The organism is uncultured Pigmentiphaga sp., from assembly GCF_937950555.1.
Lineage (GTDB): Bacteria > Pseudomonadota > Gammaproteobacteria > Burkholderiales > Burkholderiaceae_B > Pigmentiphaga.
The window spans coordinates 151,101-168,258 of the sequence record NZ_CALFCW010000030.1 but is presented as its reverse complement, the minus strand read 5'-3'; the positions used below and the strand labels follow the sequence as shown (position 1 = coordinate 168,258).

Here is a 17,158-nt window from a genome sequence, read left to right as displayed (position 1 = left end):
CTCGGCAGCAAGATTTTTCTCCGGCAAAGATGCTTCCCCATGGGCAGCGGGATGAGTGAGAATCAAGGGGGCCCTCGGGGGTTCTGCCGAAGCGCGCATGGTGCAAGGCGCCACAGGCACCGATAAAAATTACCGCCATGAGCAAGATGTACACGTCCGGCCGACGCTTTCCCCGGGATTTGCATCCCTTGGTGCTTAAGGGGCAATATGCGTGCCATGGCCGGAGGGCCACGCCCATCCGAGTTTCAATGACTGCTTCCGGGGAGACCGGGTGGAGTCTGCTATCTCAGGAAGACATGATATGGTTCCGAACGAATACCAACCCAGCGCGTCCGTGCTCGCCCTGGCCGGCAAGCTCTTTCAATTGGCCAGGGAAGGCCGGGCCGAGGAACTCGGGGCTTACCTGGAGGCGGGTGCTCCCGCCGATCTCACGAATGAAAAAGGCGATAGCCTCATCATGCTGGCGGCCTATTACGGGCATGCCGAAATAGTAAAAAAACTACTGCAACACGGCGCCGACCCCAACCGCGTCAATGATCGGGGCCAAAGCCCGTTGGCGGGAGCCGTGTTCAAGGGCAGCGAAGACGTCGTGCAAGCGCTGCTCGCCGGGGGGGCGGACCCGGACCTCGGCACCCCTTCGGCGCGCACTACGGCGCACATGTTCGGCCGTTCCGAACTGCTCGGCAAAGCTTGAAGCGGCCTGTCAGGCAGCCTGGCCGCGTGCGGAGCGTCCCCACTGCCAAAGCAATGGAACCAGCACCACGGCCACCGCCGGATACAGCAGCCAATTGATGGTTTCCCAACCCGCGGCATTGAACAGCTTGCCGGAAGAAAACGACGCAAGGGCAACCGACCCGAACACCAGCAGATCGTTGAAGGCCTGGACTTTGGTCCGCTCCTCAGGCCGGTAGCAATCGGTGACCATGGCCGTCGCGCCAATGAACCCGAGGTTCCATCCCACGCCAAGGAACACCAGGGACAGCCAGAAGTGCGCCACGGAGAGGCCAGACAGCGCGACCGTGCCCGATACCGCCATCAGCACCAGCCCCGCCATGGTCACGCGCTCCTTCCCGTAACGGTTGATCAGGCGCCCGGTGAAGAAACTCGGCGCGAACATCGCGAGCACATGCCATTGAATGCCCAGCGCGGCCTGGCCGACCGTATGCCCGCAGGCGACCATCGCGATCGGGGCCGCGGTCATGACGAAGCTCATCATCCCGAACGACACGATGCCAGCCATCACGGCCACGACGAAGCGGCCCGACGACACGATCTCGAGAAGCGGCCGCCCCCCGCTGCGCTCGGCCGCCGGCTTGACGGTCCCCCGCAACATCATCAGGATGGGAATCGAAAGCAAGGCCAGCACGGCCTGCCCGAGGAAACTCCCGGCGAAAGGCATGCCGGCGACGGCGTCGCGCGTCCAGATGACGGTCTGAGGACCGACGACCGCCCCCACGAGGCCGCCGACCATGACCCACGAAATCGCGCGCGGACGAAAGGCGGGATCGGCCCCGTCGGTGGCCCCGAAGCGATAACTTTGCACGCAGGCGCCATAGATGCCCGCAATTGCGGTGGCCAGGCAAAAGAGTGCGAACACCCCCGACGCAATGCCGTGGGCCCCCAGCAAGCCCGCCACGGCCCCGATGGCGGCCCCCAGCATGTACGCCGCGCGGCGACCGTATCGGCGCATCAACATCGCTGCAGGAACAGTGCCCAAGGCGACCCCGAGGTTGTAGAGGCTGACCGGCAAGGTTGCCAGCGCTTTGTCTTCCGCAAGCATTTGGCCCACGAGGCCGCCCAGGGAAATGACGATGGCCGGATTGGCCCCGCCCAGCACTTGCGCACAACTGAGCACGAGCGCGTTGCGCCGCACCGTGCTATCTGTCCGTTCTTGCATGTTCTGCTTGTCGCCGCGGGGGCCTGGGTTCTTGGTCTTTCGTGATTCTAGGTGATTTGCGCCGCGGGGAGACCGGACGATGATCCCGCCAGCCTGTAACAGAGGCGATATACTGCCCGCGCGCTTTCCGGCACGGATGCCCAGCGCCGTTTCATGACCACTGCCCAGCCGAAGAAACTCAACGTCATCTGGCTCATCGTCGCCGCCGCCTTCTTCATGGAGACGCTGGACGGCACCGTCATTGCCACTGCACTGCCGCAGATGGCGGCGACTTTCGGCACCAACCCCGTCCACCTCAGCATCGGGATGACGTCGTACTTGGTGACGCTGGCCGTATTCATCCCGGTCAGCGGCTGGGTCGCGGACAGGCTGGGCACCCGCCGCGTGTTCGCCTGGGCCGTCGCTGCCTTCACCCTGGCCTCGGTGCTGTGCGCCCTCAGCACCAGCGTCGTCCAATTCACCGCGGCCCGGATCTTCCAAGGCATGGCCGGCGCGATGATGGTCCCGGTCGGCAGGCTGGCGGTCCTGCGCAATACGGGCAAGGAGGATCTAGTCCGCGCCATGGCGTTCATCGTCTGGCCGGGACTGATTGCTCCTGTCATTGGGCCGCCGCTGGGCGGCTTTCTGGCTACGTATTTGAGCTGGCAATGGATTTTTCTGCTGAACGTGCCATTCGGCATAGCGGGCATTTTCCTGATACGCGTTTACGTCCCCGAGTCACCGCCGCAGCCGCGGCGACCGCTCGACACAGTCGGCTTTGCCCTCTGCGGGCTGGCGTTGAGTGCGCTCATGGTAGGCGTCGAAATGCTGGGATACGGTGGTCGTTGGCTACTGTCTGCCGGGTTGATCGCCGCCAGCGTCATGCTCGGAATCGCGCTCGCGCTGCACCTGCGCCGCCATCCGCATCCGCTGATCGACCCGACCGTCATGGGCGTGGCCTCGTTCCGCTCCGTCATGATAGGAGGCACCATTTCCCGCACGGCCATCAGCGCCATGCCCTTCCTGCTGCCGCTCCTGTTTCAGGTGGGCTTCGGACTGAACGCCTTCGAGGCCGGCATGCTGTATCTGGCGAGCATGCTGGGCAACCTGGGCATGAAGTTGGGCACGACGCAAGCACTGCGGCGCTTTGGCTTCCGGAACGTACTGGTATTCAACGGGGCACTGGCCGCGGCGTCCATCGCCCTATGTGCCGCGCTGTCGCGGGAAACACCCGTGCCGCTCATCGTGCTCATCATGCTGGTGTGCGGCATGACCCGCTCCATGCAGTTCACCGGGCTGACGACGATGGCTTTCGCCGAAGTACCCCAACCGCAAATGAGCACGGCCAACACCTTGTTCAGCACGACGCAGCAAATGTCGATGGGACTGGGCATCGCGGTCGGTGCCGTCGCGCTCCACGCGGCTGCCGCGGCGCGAGGCGCGGGGGATGGGTCATACCAGGTTGGCGATTTCCGCATCGCATTCATGCTCGTCGCCCTGCTGGCCTTGAGCGCGCTGCTCAGCTTCACGCGGCTGCGCCGCGACGCCGGTGCGGAAGTCAGCGGCCATAAGGGAGCCAGCGAGCGGACCTGACGGATCCGTTTGTGGCGAATCAATACACGTCGCGCCGATAACGCCCCTGCTCGGCCAGTTCGTCGAGGCGGTCACGGCCCAGGATGCGCTCCAGCTCGGCGCCGACGCCCGCGGCCATGCCCTGCAGGCTGCCGCAGACATAGATGGCAGCCCCCTGCTCGACCCAGGCGGCGAGCTCGGGTTCGGCGCCCCGCAGGCAGTCTTGCACATAGCGGGGCCAGCCCGGCTCCCGGGAAAAAGCCAAATCCACTCGGGTCAACAAGCCTCCGGCGCGCCAAGCCTCGATTTCGTCGCGAAAGAAAAAATCCGCGCCCGGCGTGCGTTCGCCGAACAAAAGCCAATTGCGCCCAGCGCCCGCCGCCACCCGCGCCTTCAGGTGAGCGCGCAGCCCTGCCATGCCCGTGCCATTGCCGATCAGGATCAAGGGACGACTCGGGGGGGGAGGATGAAAACCTCCATTGCTGCGCAGCCTGACGGCTATGGATGCGCCCAGCTCCGCATGCCCGGTCAGCCAGCCAGACCCCAACCCGAGCCTGCCGTCCGGATATCGCACCTGGCGCACCAGCAGCTCCAGGCTTCCGTCCGAAGGGAGCGACGCGATGGAATACTCGCGATGGGGAATGGCAGGCAGGGCATCGACGAGCCGGTCGGCCGGCAAACCGCGCAGCGCGGCGAGCCCGGCCGCATCGTGGGGTAGCAGGCGGTCGGCCAGCGCCTCGCGCAGCGGCTGCTCGCCTTCCTGGCTGCTGGCCACTTTCTGCCCTCCGTCCATGCCAAGCTCGCGCAGGAACGCCTCGACCGCCATTGGATCATTGCGCGGCCCAACCTCTGCGATGTCGCCCGCCATCCACTCGGCTTTGCTGCCGGAAGCGGGCGACAGGCACACATGGTACGCTGGCCCGCCTGGGCTGCCCGGGTTCAGCAGGCGGCGCCCGGTCAGCGTCCACGCCTGATAGCTAGGCGGAGCCCAGTCCTCCATTTCCACGCTCGCACCCAACACGCTCAAGTAATGCTGCCAGTGCCGCAGCGCACCCGCGTCCCCGTCGTCCACGCAGAGGGTGTCGAACATCGGCTCGGCGCCCTGCCTGTGCAGCCAGGCAGCCAGCAGTTTGCCGAAGGCACAGTATTCCCTGTAGCTGCTGTCGCCCAACGCCAGGACGCCGTATGTCAGGTTCGGCAGGGGCAGGTTCCCGGAAAGAGTCTTGCGCGCAAACCTCGCTGCACTGTCGGGGACATCGCCCTCGCCGGTCGTACTGACCACGAACAACGCCTTGCGGAAGCGCTGCAGGGCCGGTCCGCCCAGTTCCCCCAGGCTCGCCAGGCACACAGGTACCCCGGCAGCCTCGAGCGCACGCGCACTTCGGCGCGCGATCTGCTCCGCAAAGCCGGTCTGGCTGGCATACGCCACCAGCAACGCATCCGGCGCCCAAGGTAAAGGAACAGGAGCCGCCGCTCCGCGGTGACGCGCGGCAACCCAGAAGCAAAACAGAACATAGCAGGCCGCCACGAGCGCTCCCGCGACGATCCGCCGGACCTCCGGCTCGACGGGTCGGCCGGTGCCGATGACCACGATCAATGCGGTCAGCGTCAACAACGTCGCCGCGGCAGCGGCAGTGGCATGCCACCTTTGGCGAAATATCCCATTCATTCCATCATCGCCGCGAAATTGGGCGTCATCGCTTCCTGGTAGCCGCCTGCGGCGCGCCACGCGATATAGGCGGCCAAGCCCCGCCGCGAAGCCCAGGCCAAGCCCTCCTCGGGCCCCATGACCGTGAGGGCCGTGGCCATGGCGTCGGCAACCATGCATTCCGGATGCAGCACCGTCACGGACGCCACGCCGTTGTCGATCGGCCGCCCGGTGCGCGGATCGATGGTGTGGCTGTATTCGCCGCGGCCGTCGGCCGCATAGCGGCGGTAATCACCCGAGGTGGCGACCGCCAATCCATGCAACGCGACCCGTGTGAGGGGCAGCGCCTCCCCCGCATCCGGGGGACGCTCCAGATCGACCCACCAGGGCTGGCCATCCGGCTTGACGCCATGGCCGTACAGCTCGCCCCCGATCTCCACCAAATAACTCGTCACCCCAGCACGCCGCAATGCGCGGCCAACCGCATCCACGGCGTACCCCTTGGCGATGCCGGACAGGTCGACATATGCGCCTCCGGGCTGGCGCGCCCGCTTGCGGGAAGCGTCTAGCTCGATGCGATGCCAGCCTACGCGCGCCCGCAAGGCGGCCACCTCTGCATGGGACGGGCGGCCCCGCGCGCCCTGCGGGCCGAATCCCCAGAGGTTGACCAGCGGACCGACGGTCGGGTCGTAGGCCCCACCGCTTTCACGCGCAACGTGCATCGCGTGCTCAAGAACGACGAACAGCGCCTCCGGCAGCACCTGCCACGAATCGGCCGGCGCAGCATTGAAACGGCTCAAATGGGAATCTTCGCGCCATGTGCTCATCTGCTCGATGACGAGATCGAGCTCTGCCAGCACGAGCGCTTCCAGATCCGCCGGCGGCGAGCCGCCGGCGACGAACTTGGCCGACCAGCCCGTCCCCATCGTCAGGCCGCCCATCGTGCGCACGCGCGCGTGCGCCGCTGGCAGCCTCAGCGCCTCCTGGGACAAGGCCGGGGGGATGAGCACGCGCGGCGCGGCGTCTTGGGAGCCGTGCGGCGGCGCGGGCGTCGAGGGCGCGCGTGCCCCCGCCCCGCTTCCCTCGCTCGCGCCCTCCTGTCGTTTGGCCCGCATGGGGACGTACGCCACAAGCGGATTATTCAGGCAGCACCTCGAACGTCGCCACGTAAGTCGCTCGCCGCTCCTTGGCCGCACTGAACGAGGCCTTGTCGTCGCGAACCTCGGCTTCCATCCAATACATGCCGGGAGCCGGCCACGTCACGGAAAACTTCCCTTCCGCGTCGGTTTTCGTCTTGATTTCGTTCAGCTGGTCGCGGTAGCGAATGCCACCCGGCACGATGGACACTTCGATGCCGGCAGCCGGCTTGCCGTCGAGCAGCAGTTGGAAGGTTGCGGTTTCCTTGGCGAACAAGTCGTTCGGGTGCGTGACGGGGGCCAGTTCCAGCCCTTGGCCAGTGGGACGCAACGCCGTATCGGTGGGCTTGCCGACGGTCACGAAAGTCTCGACTCGACCTTGTGTTTGGGTCACCCGCAAATCCTGGGCGTTGGCCGGCACATCCTGGGCGAACTTTTCCGGGGAGCCGCGCCAACGCTTCGGTTTGCCATCTTCCTTGTAGGAAGCGAACAGCCCCGAATTGACCACGGCCAGCCTATACGTCCCCGGCTGCGTCAGGTGTACGTCGAAGGTGCTGCGATAACGGCCGGTCGACTGGTTCTCGGCCTTGGCCGGCGTGCCGTCGGGCGCAGTGACCGTCAGGTTGTGCAGTTGCAGGGGGAAGTGCTCGAAATAGAACAAGTCGTTCGATACCGCGGCATCCACCGTCACCCACGGATCCGCCCCCGACAGCACGGTCGCGGAAGGCAGCATCCACATCCGGTGCGCCTGTACCGACAGTGGAAGACTGAACGCAAGGGCCAGTGCCACCCACTTCAAGGATTTCTTCATCTTCTTTCCTGTTTTGAAACCATGAGGACTCGGATAGGGTTCGATCAGGGCTTGATTTGCAGCGCGACCCGACCGAGCTCGTGCTGCCCGCGCGCTTCCGCCTGCTCTGGACCCTTGGGCGGCCAGTGGAACGGGATGCGCAGCAGTTCACGGCCGCCGACTTCGCGCGCGGCTTCGACCACGAGCTCGTATTTCCCCTCGGCCAGCTTGCCGAGCGGCGCCTTGCCCTCGCTAAACGACAATTGATGCTCGCCGACCGGCCTCGTCGCGCCACTGACGCCATCCACGGGCATGGTCAACTCCCGTCCGCTGCGACGCCACCACTGGCGCAAATCCTTGAGCCATTTGGTGCCCTCGTCGTTCTTGAGCTTGAGGTCATACCAAACGGCCAAATTGGCGGCCACCTTCTGGTCCGGACCTTCGATCCATACCGCCACGTAAGGACGGTGGTACTCCGCGACGTTCAGCCGCGGAATCTCGATCCGGACTGCCATATCGGCAGCTTGGGCCTGCCCGACCAGCAGCCCGGTGACGGCTGCCGGGATCAGCGTACGCATAGACAAAACCTCTTCAGTGGATGAAAACGAGGGCCAGGAACAAGGGTACGGCCACGCCTAGCGCCACCATGGGCCAGGTGACTGGCCGGTTGCGCGCGTGCATATGCAGCAGGAAAAAGCCCGTCACGCAAAAAACGAGGCAGGCGATCGCAAAAACGTCGATAAACCACTTCCAGGCTTCGCCGGTGTTGCGCCCCTTGTGCAAATCATTGAAGTAGGAAATCCACCCGCGGTCGGTGCTCTCGTAACGCACGGCGCCATCGGGCAAGTCGACGCTCAGCCAGGCGTCGCCACCCGGCCGGGGAAGAGAAAGATAGATTTCGTCCGCAGACCATTCCGCTGGCTGCTCGCCTACCGGGACGGAAAATTCGCTACGCAACCATTGCCGAACCGCTGCAGGCAACGGCGCCTTCTCCGCTCCGCCCCCCTGCTCCAGCTCGCGGATGAGGTCGGGCGGCAATTGCCCTTCTTTGGAAACGACGTGCGGGCGCGCCTCGATCTGGGCGGCGTGATTGAGCGTGATGCCGGTGGCGGCAAACAAGAGCATGCCTACCAGACAAATCGCCGAACTGATCCAGTGCCACTGATGCAGATGCTTTAACCAGAATGAGCGACGCTTCTGTTCCAGAAAGCGATCCGACGATTTGTCCATACGAAGCGGTGCGCAGCACTGCTAGAGAATTGATCCAATTATGAATGATAACAATTCTCAAGCACTGCTTCCACCACACTATTTCGCGAGCGGCCAGGGCGTCCGAGCCAGGCTGGGAGGACGAGCTGGCACGGCCGCCCGCGACCGCGCCGCCCTGCCTCACTTGTCTTTGGCATCTTCCAAGCGCACGCCGACTTTCAGGCAAACCTGCCAATGCGCAACTTTCCCGTCCTCGATGTGTCCCCGCATTTGCGTGACCTCGAACCACTCCAGGTGGCGCATCGTGCTGGCCGCCCGGTCCACGGCATTGCGGATGGCATCGTCGCTGGACGTCGTGGAAGAACCGACCAATTCAAGCTGCTTATATACGTGTGCCGACATCGTCGTCTCCTAGCTGGGGAACCCTCGCGGCCAGCAAGGAGCATGCCCGTGCCACGTGCGCCGGGCGTGGCCGACTCCCTCCCGGGGCGCCTGGCCGGGGAATCACGCTATGCTTATGCCACTCCCTGAAGGGCCTAGACCGGCGCATACCCGTGGAAACGAAAAAGACGCTCAACGTCACCCTCTGGCTGGTGGCCATTGGCCTTTTCATGCAGACGCTGGATACCACCATCGTCAATACCGCGCTGCCAGCCATGGCCCAGAGCCTGGGGGAGAGTCCGCTGCGGATGCAGTCGGTGGTGATTTCGTACGCCCTGACCATGGCCGTGCTGATTCCGGCTTCCGGTTGGCTCGCGGACCGCTTCGGGACGCGCAAGGTCTACTTCACCGCCATCGTATTCTTCACCCTCGGCTCGCTGCTGTGTGCAGCCTCACAGAGCCTCGGCCAGCTTGTCGCGTCGCGAGTCATCCAGGGAGCCGGAGGCGCCATGCTGATGCCCGTCGGCCGTCTCACCATCTTGCGCAGCTTTCCGCAGCATCGCCTGCTCCCCGCGCTAAGCTTCGTCGCGATTCCGGCCATGGTCGGCCCCATGATCGGCCCCGTCCTGGGAGGGTGGCTTTCCGAGCAGCTCTCCTGGCACTGGGTGTTCCTGATCAACATTCCCGTCGGCATCGTTGGCGCCATCGCCACGCGCACTTACCTGATCGACAAACGCAATGACGAGCGCGCGCCGTTCGACGGTGTCGGGTACGGCTTGCTGGCCTTCGGCATGGCGGCCATATCACTTGCCCTCGATGGGCTGTCGCACCGGGCGATGAGCCATGCCCCTATCGTGCTGATGCTGGTGTTCGGGCTCATCAGCATCGTCACCTACTGGATCCGCGCGACGCGCCAGGCCAACCCGCTGTTCTCCCCGGCCCTATTCCGGATCCATACCTTCTCCATCGGCCTGCTCGGCAGCCTCTTCGCGCGTCTGGGCAGCAGCGGCATGCCGTTTCTCCTGCCCTTGCTGCTGCAGGTCAGCCTGGGTTACTCGCCCACGCATGCCGGCCTCATGATGCTGCCGGTCGCGGCGGCCGGAATGATGAGCAAGCGCATTGCCACCTCGCTCATCAACCGCTACGGCTACCGCCACGTGCTCGTGGTGAACACGGTGTTGGTCGGATTGACGATCGCAAGCTTTTCCCTGATCACGCCGTCTCATCCGGTCTGGACGCAGGTGCTGATGATGGCTTTCTTCGGCGGCGTCAATTCCCTCCAATTCACGGCCATGAACACCTTGACGCTCAAAGACCTGGGTCAGCAGGGCGCGAGCAGCGGCAACAGCCTCCTTTCGATGATGCAAATGCTCGGCATCAGCCTGAGCGCGACCGTGGCCGGTGGCATCCTGGACGCCTTCAGCCGCCTCATCGACCAGGGTAGCCCCACTGACACGCTCTCTGCTTTCCACGCGACCTTCATTTGCATAGGCCTGCTCACAGCGGCATCGGCGTGGATATTCTGGCAACTCTCGCCGGACGTGCCGCGCGAAACCAAGAAAGACGATTCGCTGGACCTGGGCTAAAGAATGCGGCCCCAAGGGTCGTATAGAATCGACCCTTTTGCCCGGTCCGCCATGTGGTTCAAGAATCTGCAAATCTATCGCCTTCCTGCCCCCTGGCCCATGTCGCCCGAGCGGCTGGACGAACTACTCCGGCCGCACGCCTTTTCCCCTGGATCGAGCCTGGAGCTGCAGACCCAAGGCTGGGCGCCCCCGCTTGAAAACGGCAGCATGCTGGCGCACGGCGTGGGCGGACAATTGCTGATCACGCTGCGCACCGAGAAGAAGCTGCTGCCCGCCACGGTAGTAAACCAGGTGGCCAAGGCCAAGGCCCAGGAAATCGAAGAACAGCAGGGTTTCAAGCCCGGGCGCAAGCAGATGAAGGAAATCAAGGAGAGTGTGCGGGAAACACTGCTGCCCCGCGCATTCAGCATCCTGCGCGACACACGCGCCTGGATCGACACGCGCAATGGCTGGCTGTGCATCGATGCCTCCTCGTCGGCCCGCTGCGATGAGCTGCTGCAGCTCCTGAACCGGGCCATCGACAAATTTCCGCTGGCAGGCCTGCACGTCCAGACCTCGCCCGCCGCGGCCATGACGGACTGGTTGGCGAGCGGCGAGGCGCCGGCCAATTTCACCATCGACCAAGACACCGAACTGCGCTCTACCGGCGAAGGGCGCGCGACCGTACGCTACGTGCGTCAGTCAGTGGAGGCGGAAGACGTGCGGCGCCACATCGAGTCCGGCAAGCAATGCACCCGGCTGGCGATGACCTGGGCTGATCGCGTTTCCTTCGTGCTGACCGAGTCCCTGGCCATCAAGCGAATCGCGCCACTCGACGTCCTGAAAGAAAACGCGGATGTGCAGGCGCAGGATGACGCCGAACGTTTCGAGGCCGACTTCGCCCTCATGTCCGGTGAATTGGCCAAGCTCATCGCCGACATCGTGGACGCGCTCGGAGGCGAGAAGGCCTGATCTCCGGTCAAGCCCGCATCGCCCGCCTGGCGCTCCAGACCGCCAAAGCGGGGGCAAGCGCGAAGGATCCGAATAGCCAGGCCGACGCCGAGCGGGCGCCCTCCAGGCCACCCGGCTCGGCCAGGCCCCCGGCATTGGCCACCATCCCGGCAAGCGCGGCGCCCAGCGCGATGGCATACAGCTGCAGAGTCGTGACCGCTCCGGAGGCGAGGTTCTCTTCGCCGGCGGGCGCTGAGCGGAACACGCGCGTAACGAGGTGGGACCAGCACATGCCTATGCCGAAACCTACCGCGAGCAGCGCCGCACACAGCACCGCGAAAGCCATGGCGCCCGCCGGATGCGGCATGAGGAGCGCCAACGCGGCCAGCCCCACCGTCGTCACGACGGGCCCGCCCTGCACGAGACGGATGACCGCCACGCCAGTACGACCGGAAAACAGCAAGGCAGCGAGCGTCCAGCCTCCCGCCATGACAGCCGTCAGATAACCGGCGACCAGCGGCGAACGACCGTGTATTGCCTGCAGAAAATACGGAACGAAGATCTCGCTGGTCAGCCCGACGACGAGCATCGCCATCGTCAGATAACTGGCCCCCAGGACACTACGCGTCGAATAAGCGCCCGTGGGCATCAGCCTCGGTGCACCGCGCCTGTCGATCACCGACATCCACGCCGCCAGCGCCAGGCCGGCCGCCACCCCGGCGACATGCCAGCTCAGCTGCGTCGAAAGGCTGCCTATGGAAATGGCGAGGACGGAGCACGCCAGCATTCCCAGCTTGGCCCACGGAACGCCCCCACCGGACGGGGACTCCGGGGCGCCTGCCGGAACCAGGCGCCCCACGAGCGCCGCTAGCCCGGCGGCAACGGGCAATAACGACAGGAAGGCGGGTCGCCACCAGCCCAGCGTGGCGAATAGCCCGCCCACGGCAGGCCCGGACAAGGTCGCAACACCCCACATGGCCGACACGAATGCCAAGGCCCGGGGCCACAGCCTCGGCTCATAGACCATGCGAATCAGCGCGTAAGAGAGTGCGAGCAATACGCCGCCGGCCAAGCCTTGCACCGTGCGCCCGATCAACAGCCACCACATGGCCGGAGCACTGGCGCAGGCCAGGGAACCAGTGCAAAACACCATCAGCGCGTAGAGATAAGCGCGCCGCGGGCCCAGGCGATCGATGAGCCGGTAGGATGACGCCGACCCGAGGATGGAGGCGACCACGAACAACGTAGTATTCCAAGCATAGTAGGTCAACCCGCCTATGCTTTGGACGATAGTGGGCATGATGGTCGTGGCCACGTATACATTGATCGCGTGCAGCGCCACGCCGCCGGCCAACGCCAGCGAACGCAGCGCGTTGCGGCCTGTCACCAGCTCGAAAGGGGAAGAGTCTTGATTGACGGAAGACATGAACGAGCCATGGAGCGCTCAGCGTGCCACCAGTGAGCGGGCCGGATCGCGCGGGCGAACCGGCAAGCTATGCCCCACCGAAACGACGTCCGAGAATTCGAGCGTCAACCCCTCGTGGACTTCCATGAAGGTATTGGCGCCGTAAAGATTCTTGCCCTGCACGTAATGCACGCCTTCGACGGCGGACGGGTACCTGATGTCCCGGCCCAGGAGTCCTGCGATCCACCGGGCCATGTCGAAGTGGCTGACCCAGCGCCGCCGCGCCAGTGGCTCGGAAACGGAGGAAGACGCGTCACGGCTCCAGATCAGGACCGGCACATCCGCCACCTCCGGCTCCAGGACGTTGTGCCCCCACATTCCCCTCGTCCCCAGGAGTTGGCCGTGGTCGCCGGTGATGACGAGATGACGCGGGCCGGGCAGCTTGTCGAACTTAGCCATCATCCGGTCGAGCAGCGAATCCAGGTAAAGCACCGCATTGTCGTAGGCATTGCGCCCGCGCACCTCGCGCGGCAGGCTCGGGTCGTCCGGCCAGCGGGCGTAATGCTCGCGGGCGTGCTGGTAGTTGGCCTCATAAGGCGCATGGACCGAACGCAAGAGGACCACGACGAAGGTTTTCTGTGGCCACTCTTGCTCTTCCAGCAGCGACAACAAGGCGTCGTCCCCCTGTTGCCGGAAACGCTGCGGTGCATCTTCCCGCGTAATCGATACGTCGATGTAGGGACTGCCCGCATCGTTGAGTAGCTTGGACTCCTGCGAGGAGATCCAATAAGTCTTGAAGCCTGCCTCCTTGGCGAACCTGAACAGATTCGTCGAGAAAGTCCGGATCTGGCCCAGCTGGCCCGGCTCGCGCACGGCATTGAGCATCAGCGGCATGGTGGCAGCGGTAGATACGGCTGCAGCGACGCCCGCGCGGGCGATCAACCCATCCTCCATGCGCCGGGCCAGCCGCGGCGTGGTAGCGCGCTCATACCCCATGATGCCCAGGTGCTCGCTGCGCAGCGAGTCCGCGACGAAAAGCCAGACATGGCGGGCATCGGACTCGACCGGCGAGACCATGGGCGACGCGGCATCCGAAACTGGTGCCGCGTGCGCGGTGTGGCGCAGGACCTTGGAATCGCGCAGGACGTCGTGGACCAGGAAGAAACTGAACGTATTGAGCGAGTTGTGCAACCCGCTGCGCGTCGGTCCTGGCAGGAACGCGTTCAGGTCGCGATACGAAGCGCGGTAAGGCTTGGACAACAGCCCCGCCGCCACCAGCGCCAGGCCGAGCGCGCGCTGCCAGCGCCGCAGGTCTGGCCGCATGAACTTCATGAACAGCCACCATGCCGTCAAATAAGGCCCCAACACGGCAAACAGCACATAGGCGTGGTCGGCGAACTCAGCCAGCGCGACCTGCTTGACGTCCTGGAATTCCGAAAACAGGCCTGCCAGCACGATAGGGTCCAGCGGCCGTCCGGTATAAGAAATGTGACTGAGCTGCACCAGCTCCATCCCGGCCAGGAGGGCCAAGATGCAGGAGACGAAGACGCGGCTGCCGCAAAGCCATAGGCCGAGGTTGAACGCGCACAGCGCCGCGAAATAGTTGAGCTCGAAATCGGCTTGGTTGAAGGAAGTGAAGCGTTGCTGGATCCAGTCGTCCAGCATCAACAACACGGTGGTCAGCAGTACGAGCGCAGCACGGAATGCGAGGTGGCGCCAGGACAACATCCCCGGCCGGGGCATGCAGGTCAGGGATTCGAGAGTCATGCGTATCAAGAGAAGCGGGCCCGTGGCATCCGACAAAAGATGACGCCCGCCATAGGTCGGGCGCCATGCAAAAGGCGGAACCGGCACCGCCCCGGATGGCAGCCGCAAGATTAACCCAGTTCTGGGGCAATTGGGCACCAACCTGCCAAAATGGGCGACGAAAAGCTCATGCGGCGCGGGATTCGGGGCCCCGCGCGCGCGCACGGCTGCCGACGACCATGCGTCCACCGCCCAGGATGGCAGCCAGGGCCACGGGATAAAGCAACCATTGCACCCAGGCATGCGCCTCGAACCAAGGCTTGACCAGAGGCTCGCCCATGACCATCTTGACCGCAGTCACCACCAGCACGCCCGCGCCGATGTAAATGATCACCGGGTAGCGCTCCATCAAACGAAGTATCAGGCGGCTGCCCCAGACCATGATGGGAACGCTGATGAGCAGGCCCAGCACGACCAGCAGGAAGCTGCCATGCGCGGCGCCCGCCACGGCCAACACATTGTCCACGCCCATGACCGCATCCGCGATGACGATGGTCTTGATGGCGGCTATGAAGCTGGTATTGGCAGATGCATCGCCGTGATCGTCGTCCTCGGCGGTCAACAGGCGGTACGCGATCCACAGCAGCGCAAGCCCGCCCACCAGCATGAGCCCAGGAATTTTCAGCAGCCACACGACCGCCAGCGTCATGAGCGTGCGGACCACGATGGCCCCCACCGTGCCCCAGACGATGGCTTTTTTCTGCAGCGACGGCGGCAAGTTACGCGCCGCCAGCGCGATGACGATGGCGTTGTCGCCGGCCAGCACGATGTCGATCACGACGATCGAGGCCAAGGCGAAGAGGAACTGAGTGGTAAAGATATCTGCGGCAAGAGCCGAAAGCCATTCCACGATGGAAGTCTCCAGAGAAGTTCGGGCACCTCTGCTGGCATAGGAATGACGGGGAACGGGAGCACCCATGCAGCACCTGATGCCAGGCTGCAAAGGTCTTGTTCGATCACCGGGCGGTGATCCGCACGACCGGAGGAAGGCGAGCTTCCACGTATTGACGATCGGGCGAAAGGGCCACGGACGACCCTCGAACTACTCCCCTTTGGAGGAACGTACGACGCGTACGTTAGGCGCGATTGTGACCGCTGGCGCCACCTGCGTCAACCCTGGGAGATACCCGAGGATCCCCTGCGCATGCCTTGGCGGACCTGCATTCTGGCCGAGCGGCTGCGGCGTGCGTCTTCGTATAAGCTTGGCAGGTCGGCCGCACCTGGCCGGAATTTCCGTTGGAGCCCGCCATGTCCGTCGCCTTCCATGCCGTCGAGGCCGCCGCCGCGCTGCTGGCAGGCCATGCCCACCAAACCCCGGTGCTGACCTCGCAAACCGTCGATGCGCAAACCGGCGCGTCCGTGTTCTTCAAGTGCGAAAACTTTCAGCGCATGGGCGCTTTCAAGTTCCGCGGCGCGTATCACGCGCTTGCCCGCCTTCCAGACGAGGCTCGCCAGCGTGGAGTCGTCGCCTACTCCTCCGGCAATCACGCCCAGGCGGTCGCGTTGGCCGGTCGCATGCTCGGCATCGCTGCCACCATCGTGATGCCGGACGATGCCCCGCGAGTGAAGCTCGAGGCAACCCGCGCCTATGGCGCACGCATCGTCACCTATGACCGCAATACGCAAGAACGGGAGGCCCTCGCCGCCGAACTGGCCGCCCGCGAGAGATTGACCACGATTCCTCCGTTCGACCATCCGGACGTCATCGCCGGCCAGGGTACCGCGGCGCTGGAGCTGCTGCGGGCAACCGGCCCGCTGGACTACCTGCTGGTACCATGCGGCGGAGGTGGACTGCTATCGGGTTCGGCCATCGCCGCAAGCGGCTACGCGCCGGGAATCAAGGTCATAGGCGTGGAGCCGGCCGCTGGCGACGACGTCACCCGCTCGTTCCGCAGCGGCACCCTGCAGAGCGTGGAGAATCCGCAAACCATCGCCGACGGCGCACGCACGACATCGGCAGGCAAGTACACGTTCCCACTGATCCAGGCTTATGTGCACGACATGCTGACCGTCACCGACGAAGAGCTGTTGCGCAGCATGTTCTTCCTAATGGAGCGCATGAAGTTCGTGCCCGAACCTACCGGCGTGCTGGGCGCGGCAGCGCTGTTATCAGGCAAGCTTGACGTCCGGGGCAAGCGCGTCGGGGTCATCATCTCGGGCGGCAACGTAGATTTGTTCGCACTTGCACCCTATTTGGCCCGCGGCCGCGAGACTTACGCCGCATGAACGCCGCGCTCGGTGCCTGCAGGCCCTGCTACGCCGGCTGATGCAGCGCATGCCACCTCCGCCCCCGTACCCTGGCACAGGGGCCATGCTGCCTGCACCGGGCGGAAAGTCACGATCGTCATCAACAGCACGGCGATGGCCAGGTCGCGGCGCGGGGTCTCGTAACGCTCCGAACGCAGGCGCTTGACGCCCCACAGGACCAGCACGATGGCGCCCCCCATCAGCAGCGCGGCCAGAAATGCACCGGCATACTGCGTCAGCACCGGTACGCGTGCGCTGAACGGCCCCTCGGGCAACGGCCCGCGCAAGGCACTGGACACGAGGAACATCAGGCCCAGCGCCCCCGCCAACGCTTCCCAAGACAAATCTCGATCGACAAAAAACTTCACGGCGAACCCGCGGCAAAGAGATACCGACAGTGTAATGGACGGCCGAAGCGACCAAACCATGTGCCGCTCGCTTTCCCTGCCCGGATCGGCGACGACGCACACGCCATCCCCGACAGGACGCCCCGGAAAGCGGCAGGCAGAGGATGGCCAAGCGCAAAAAAAATGCCGCCCGGGATCGGGCGGCATTCATGGGCTTCAGCGCCG

General features: G+C 64.9%; 16 protein-coding genes. 5 read left to right on the top strand and 11 right to left on the bottom strand.

What is annotated here, in order from left to right; all coding sequences use genetic code 11:
* Positions 1 to 301: 301 nt before the first annotated feature.
* Entirely contained in the window at positions 302 to 694 is a 393-nt protein-coding gene (locus Q0319_RS07395) for an ankyrin repeat domain-containing protein (RefSeq protein ID WP_296462964.1), read from the top strand.
* 9 nt (positions 695 to 703) lie between these two features.
* Here the strand turns inward: Q0319_RS07395 and Q0319_RS07390 are convergent, their stop codons facing one another.
* Positions 704 to 1,897: an MFS transporter gene (locus tag Q0319_RS07390; RefSeq protein WP_296462966.1), complete on the bottom strand. Its 1,194-nt coding sequence runs from the start codon at positions 1,895 to 1,897 to the stop codon at positions 704 to 706.
* A 153-nt stretch (positions 1,898 to 2,050) separates the two neighbouring features.
* On the opposite strand from Q0319_RS07390, the gene Q0319_RS07385 reads away from it, so the two are divergent.
* Positions 2,051 to 3,469 carry an MFS transporter gene (locus Q0319_RS07385; RefSeq protein WP_296462969.1) on the top strand — a complete coding sequence of 473 codons (1,419 nt, stop codon included), beginning with the start codon at positions 2,051 to 2,053 and terminating at the stop codon, positions 3,467 to 3,469.
* 19 nt (positions 3,470 to 3,488) lie between these two features.
* Here the strand turns inward: Q0319_RS07385 and Q0319_RS07380 are convergent, their stop codons facing one another.
* The 6 genes from Q0319_RS07380 to Q0319_RS07355 all read right to left on the bottom strand — a co-directional run bounded on the left by Q0319_RS07380 (position 3,489) and on the right by Q0319_RS07355 (position 8,633).
* Complete coding sequence (locus Q0319_RS07380; protein ID WP_299451589.1) at positions 3,489 to 5,117, bottom strand: sulfite reductase flavoprotein subunit alpha; 1,629 nt, start codon at positions 5,115 to 5,117, stop codon at positions 3,489 to 3,491.
* Positions 5,114 to 6,211, bottom strand: coding sequence for an FAD:protein FMN transferase (locus tag Q0319_RS07375; protein ID WP_296462974.1), 1,098 nt, complete (start codon positions 6,209 to 6,211; stop codon positions 5,114 to 5,116). The genes Q0319_RS07380 and Q0319_RS07375 overlap by 4 nt, the downstream gene beginning before the upstream one ends.
* A gap of 22 nt (positions 6,212 to 6,233) precedes the next feature.
* Complete coding sequence (locus Q0319_RS07370) at positions 6,234 to 7,043, bottom strand: DUF4198 domain-containing protein (RefSeq protein ID WP_296462977.1); 810 nt, start codon at positions 7,041 to 7,043, stop codon at positions 6,234 to 6,236.
* Between the two features lie 44 nt (positions 7,044 to 7,087).
* Positions 7,088 to 7,600, bottom strand: a complete 513-nt coding sequence (locus Q0319_RS07365) for a DUF2271 domain-containing protein (protein WP_296462980.1) — start codon at positions 7,598 to 7,600, stop codon at positions 7,088 to 7,090.
* Between the two features lie 13 nt (positions 7,601 to 7,613).
* Positions 7,614 to 8,252 (bottom strand): PepSY-associated TM helix domain-containing protein, encoded by a 639-nt coding sequence (locus Q0319_RS07360; RefSeq protein WP_299451587.1) that lies wholly within the window; start codon positions 8,250 to 8,252, stop codon positions 7,614 to 7,616.
* Between the two features lie 159 nt (positions 8,253 to 8,411).
* Entirely contained in the window at positions 8,412 to 8,633 is a 222-nt protein-coding gene (locus tag Q0319_RS07355; protein WP_296462985.1) for a dodecin, read from the bottom strand.
* A gap of 152 nt (positions 8,634 to 8,785) precedes the next feature.
* Between Q0319_RS07355 and mdtD the strand changes: the two genes are divergently transcribed.
* Together mdtD and Q0319_RS07345 are read left to right on the top strand one after the other, a co-directional pair.
* Positions 8,786 to 10,198 (top strand): multidrug transporter subunit MdtD, encoded by a 1,413-nt coding sequence (mdtD, locus tag Q0319_RS07350; protein ID WP_296462988.1) that lies wholly within the window; start codon positions 8,786 to 8,788, stop codon positions 10,196 to 10,198.
* A gap of 51 nt (positions 10,199 to 10,249) precedes the next feature.
* The gene (locus Q0319_RS07345; RefSeq protein WP_296462991.1) at positions 10,250 to 11,149 is read left to right on the top strand and encodes a recombination-associated protein RdgC; all 900 of its coding nucleotides are present in this window, start codon (positions 10,250 to 10,252) and stop codon (positions 11,147 to 11,149) included.
* Positions 11,150 to 11,156: 7 nt separating this feature from the next.
* Here the strand turns inward: Q0319_RS07345 and Q0319_RS07340 are convergent, their stop codons facing one another.
* The 3 genes from Q0319_RS07340 to Q0319_RS07330 all read right to left on the bottom strand — a co-directional run bounded on the left by Q0319_RS07340 (position 11,157) and on the right by Q0319_RS07330 (position 15,189).
* On the bottom strand, positions 11,157 to 12,554 hold the full coding sequence (locus tag Q0319_RS07340; RefSeq protein ID WP_296462994.1) for an MFS transporter: 1,398 nt from the start codon (positions 12,552 to 12,554) through the stop codon (positions 11,157 to 11,159).
* Between the two features lie 18 nt (positions 12,555 to 12,572).
* On the bottom strand, positions 12,573 to 14,300 hold the full coding sequence (locus Q0319_RS07335) for a sulfatase-like hydrolase/transferase (protein ID WP_299451584.1): 1,728 nt from the start codon (positions 14,298 to 14,300) through the stop codon (positions 12,573 to 12,575).
* Between the two features lie 166 nt (positions 14,301 to 14,466).
* Positions 14,467 to 15,189 (bottom strand): TerC family protein, encoded by a 723-nt coding sequence (locus tag Q0319_RS07330; protein ID WP_296463002.1) that lies wholly within the window; start codon positions 15,187 to 15,189, stop codon positions 14,467 to 14,469.
* A gap of 398 nt (positions 15,190 to 15,587) precedes the next feature.
* Here Q0319_RS07330 and Q0319_RS07325 point away from each other — a divergent pair, with 398 nt between their 5' ends.
* A complete protein-coding gene (locus tag Q0319_RS07325) occupies positions 15,588 to 16,565 on the top strand; it encodes a threo-3-hydroxy-L-aspartate ammonia-lyase (protein WP_299451581.1) in 978 nt (325 codons plus the stop codon).
* On the opposite strand, the gene Q0319_RS07320 is transcribed toward Q0319_RS07325, so the two are convergent.
* The gene (locus Q0319_RS07320; RefSeq protein WP_296463006.1) at positions 16,553 to 16,954 is read right to left on the bottom strand and encodes a hypothetical protein; all 402 of its coding nucleotides are present in this window, start codon (positions 16,952 to 16,954) and stop codon (positions 16,553 to 16,555) included. The genes Q0319_RS07325 and Q0319_RS07320 overlap by 13 nt on opposite strands.
* Positions 16,955 to 17,158: the final 204 nt, after the last annotated feature.

What these genes read in the sequence shown, in the direction of transcription:
- Q0319_RS07345 (WP_296462991.1), top strand. Translation starts at nt 10,250, where the DNA reads ATGTGGTTCAAGAATCTGCAAATCTATCGCCTTCCTGCCCCCTGGCCC.
- Q0319_RS07335 (WP_299451584.1), bottom strand. Translation starts at nt 14,300, where the DNA reads ATGACTCTCGAATCCCTGACCTGCATGCCCCGGCCGGGGATGTTGTCC.
- Q0319_RS07370 (WP_296462977.1), bottom strand. Translation starts at nt 7,043, where the DNA reads ATGAAGAAATCCTTGAAGTGGGTGGCACTGGCCCTTGCGTTCAGTCTT.
- Q0319_RS07380 (WP_299451589.1), bottom strand. Translation starts at nt 5,117, where the DNA reads ATGAATGGGATATTTCGCCAAAGGTGGCATGCCACTGCCGCTGCCGCG.
- Q0319_RS07325 (WP_299451581.1), top strand. Translation starts at nt 15,588, where the DNA reads ATGTCCGTCGCCTTCCATGCCGTCGAGGCCGCCGCCGCGCTGCTGGCA.
- Q0319_RS07390 (WP_296462966.1), bottom strand. Translation starts at nt 1,897, where the DNA reads ATGCAAGAACGGACAGATAGCACGGTGCGGCGCAACGCGCTCGTGCTC.
- Q0319_RS07375 (WP_296462974.1), bottom strand. Translation starts at nt 6,211, where the DNA reads ATGCGGGCCAAACGACAGGAGGGCGCGAGCGAGGGAAGCGGGGCGGGG.
- Q0319_RS07365 (WP_296462980.1), bottom strand. Translation starts at nt 7,600, where the DNA reads ATGCGTACGCTGATCCCGGCAGCCGTCACCGGGCTGCTGGTCGGGCAG.
- Q0319_RS07355 (WP_296462985.1), bottom strand. Translation starts at nt 8,633, where the DNA reads ATGTCGGCACACGTATATAAGCAGCTTGAATTGGTCGGTTCTTCCACG.
- Q0319_RS07385 (WP_296462969.1), top strand. Translation starts at nt 2,051, where the DNA reads ATGACCACTGCCCAGCCGAAGAAACTCAACGTCATCTGGCTCATCGTC.
- Q0319_RS07395 (WP_296462964.1), top strand. Translation starts at nt 302, where the DNA reads ATGGTTCCGAACGAATACCAACCCAGCGCGTCCGTGCTCGCCCTGGCC.
- Q0319_RS07340 (WP_296462994.1), bottom strand. Translation starts at nt 12,554, where the DNA reads ATGTCTTCCGTCAATCAAGACTCTTCCCCTTTCGAGCTGGTGACAGGC.
- Q0319_RS07360 (WP_299451587.1), bottom strand. Translation starts at nt 8,252, where the DNA reads ATGGACAAATCGTCGGATCGCTTTCTGGAACAGAAGCGTCGCTCATTC.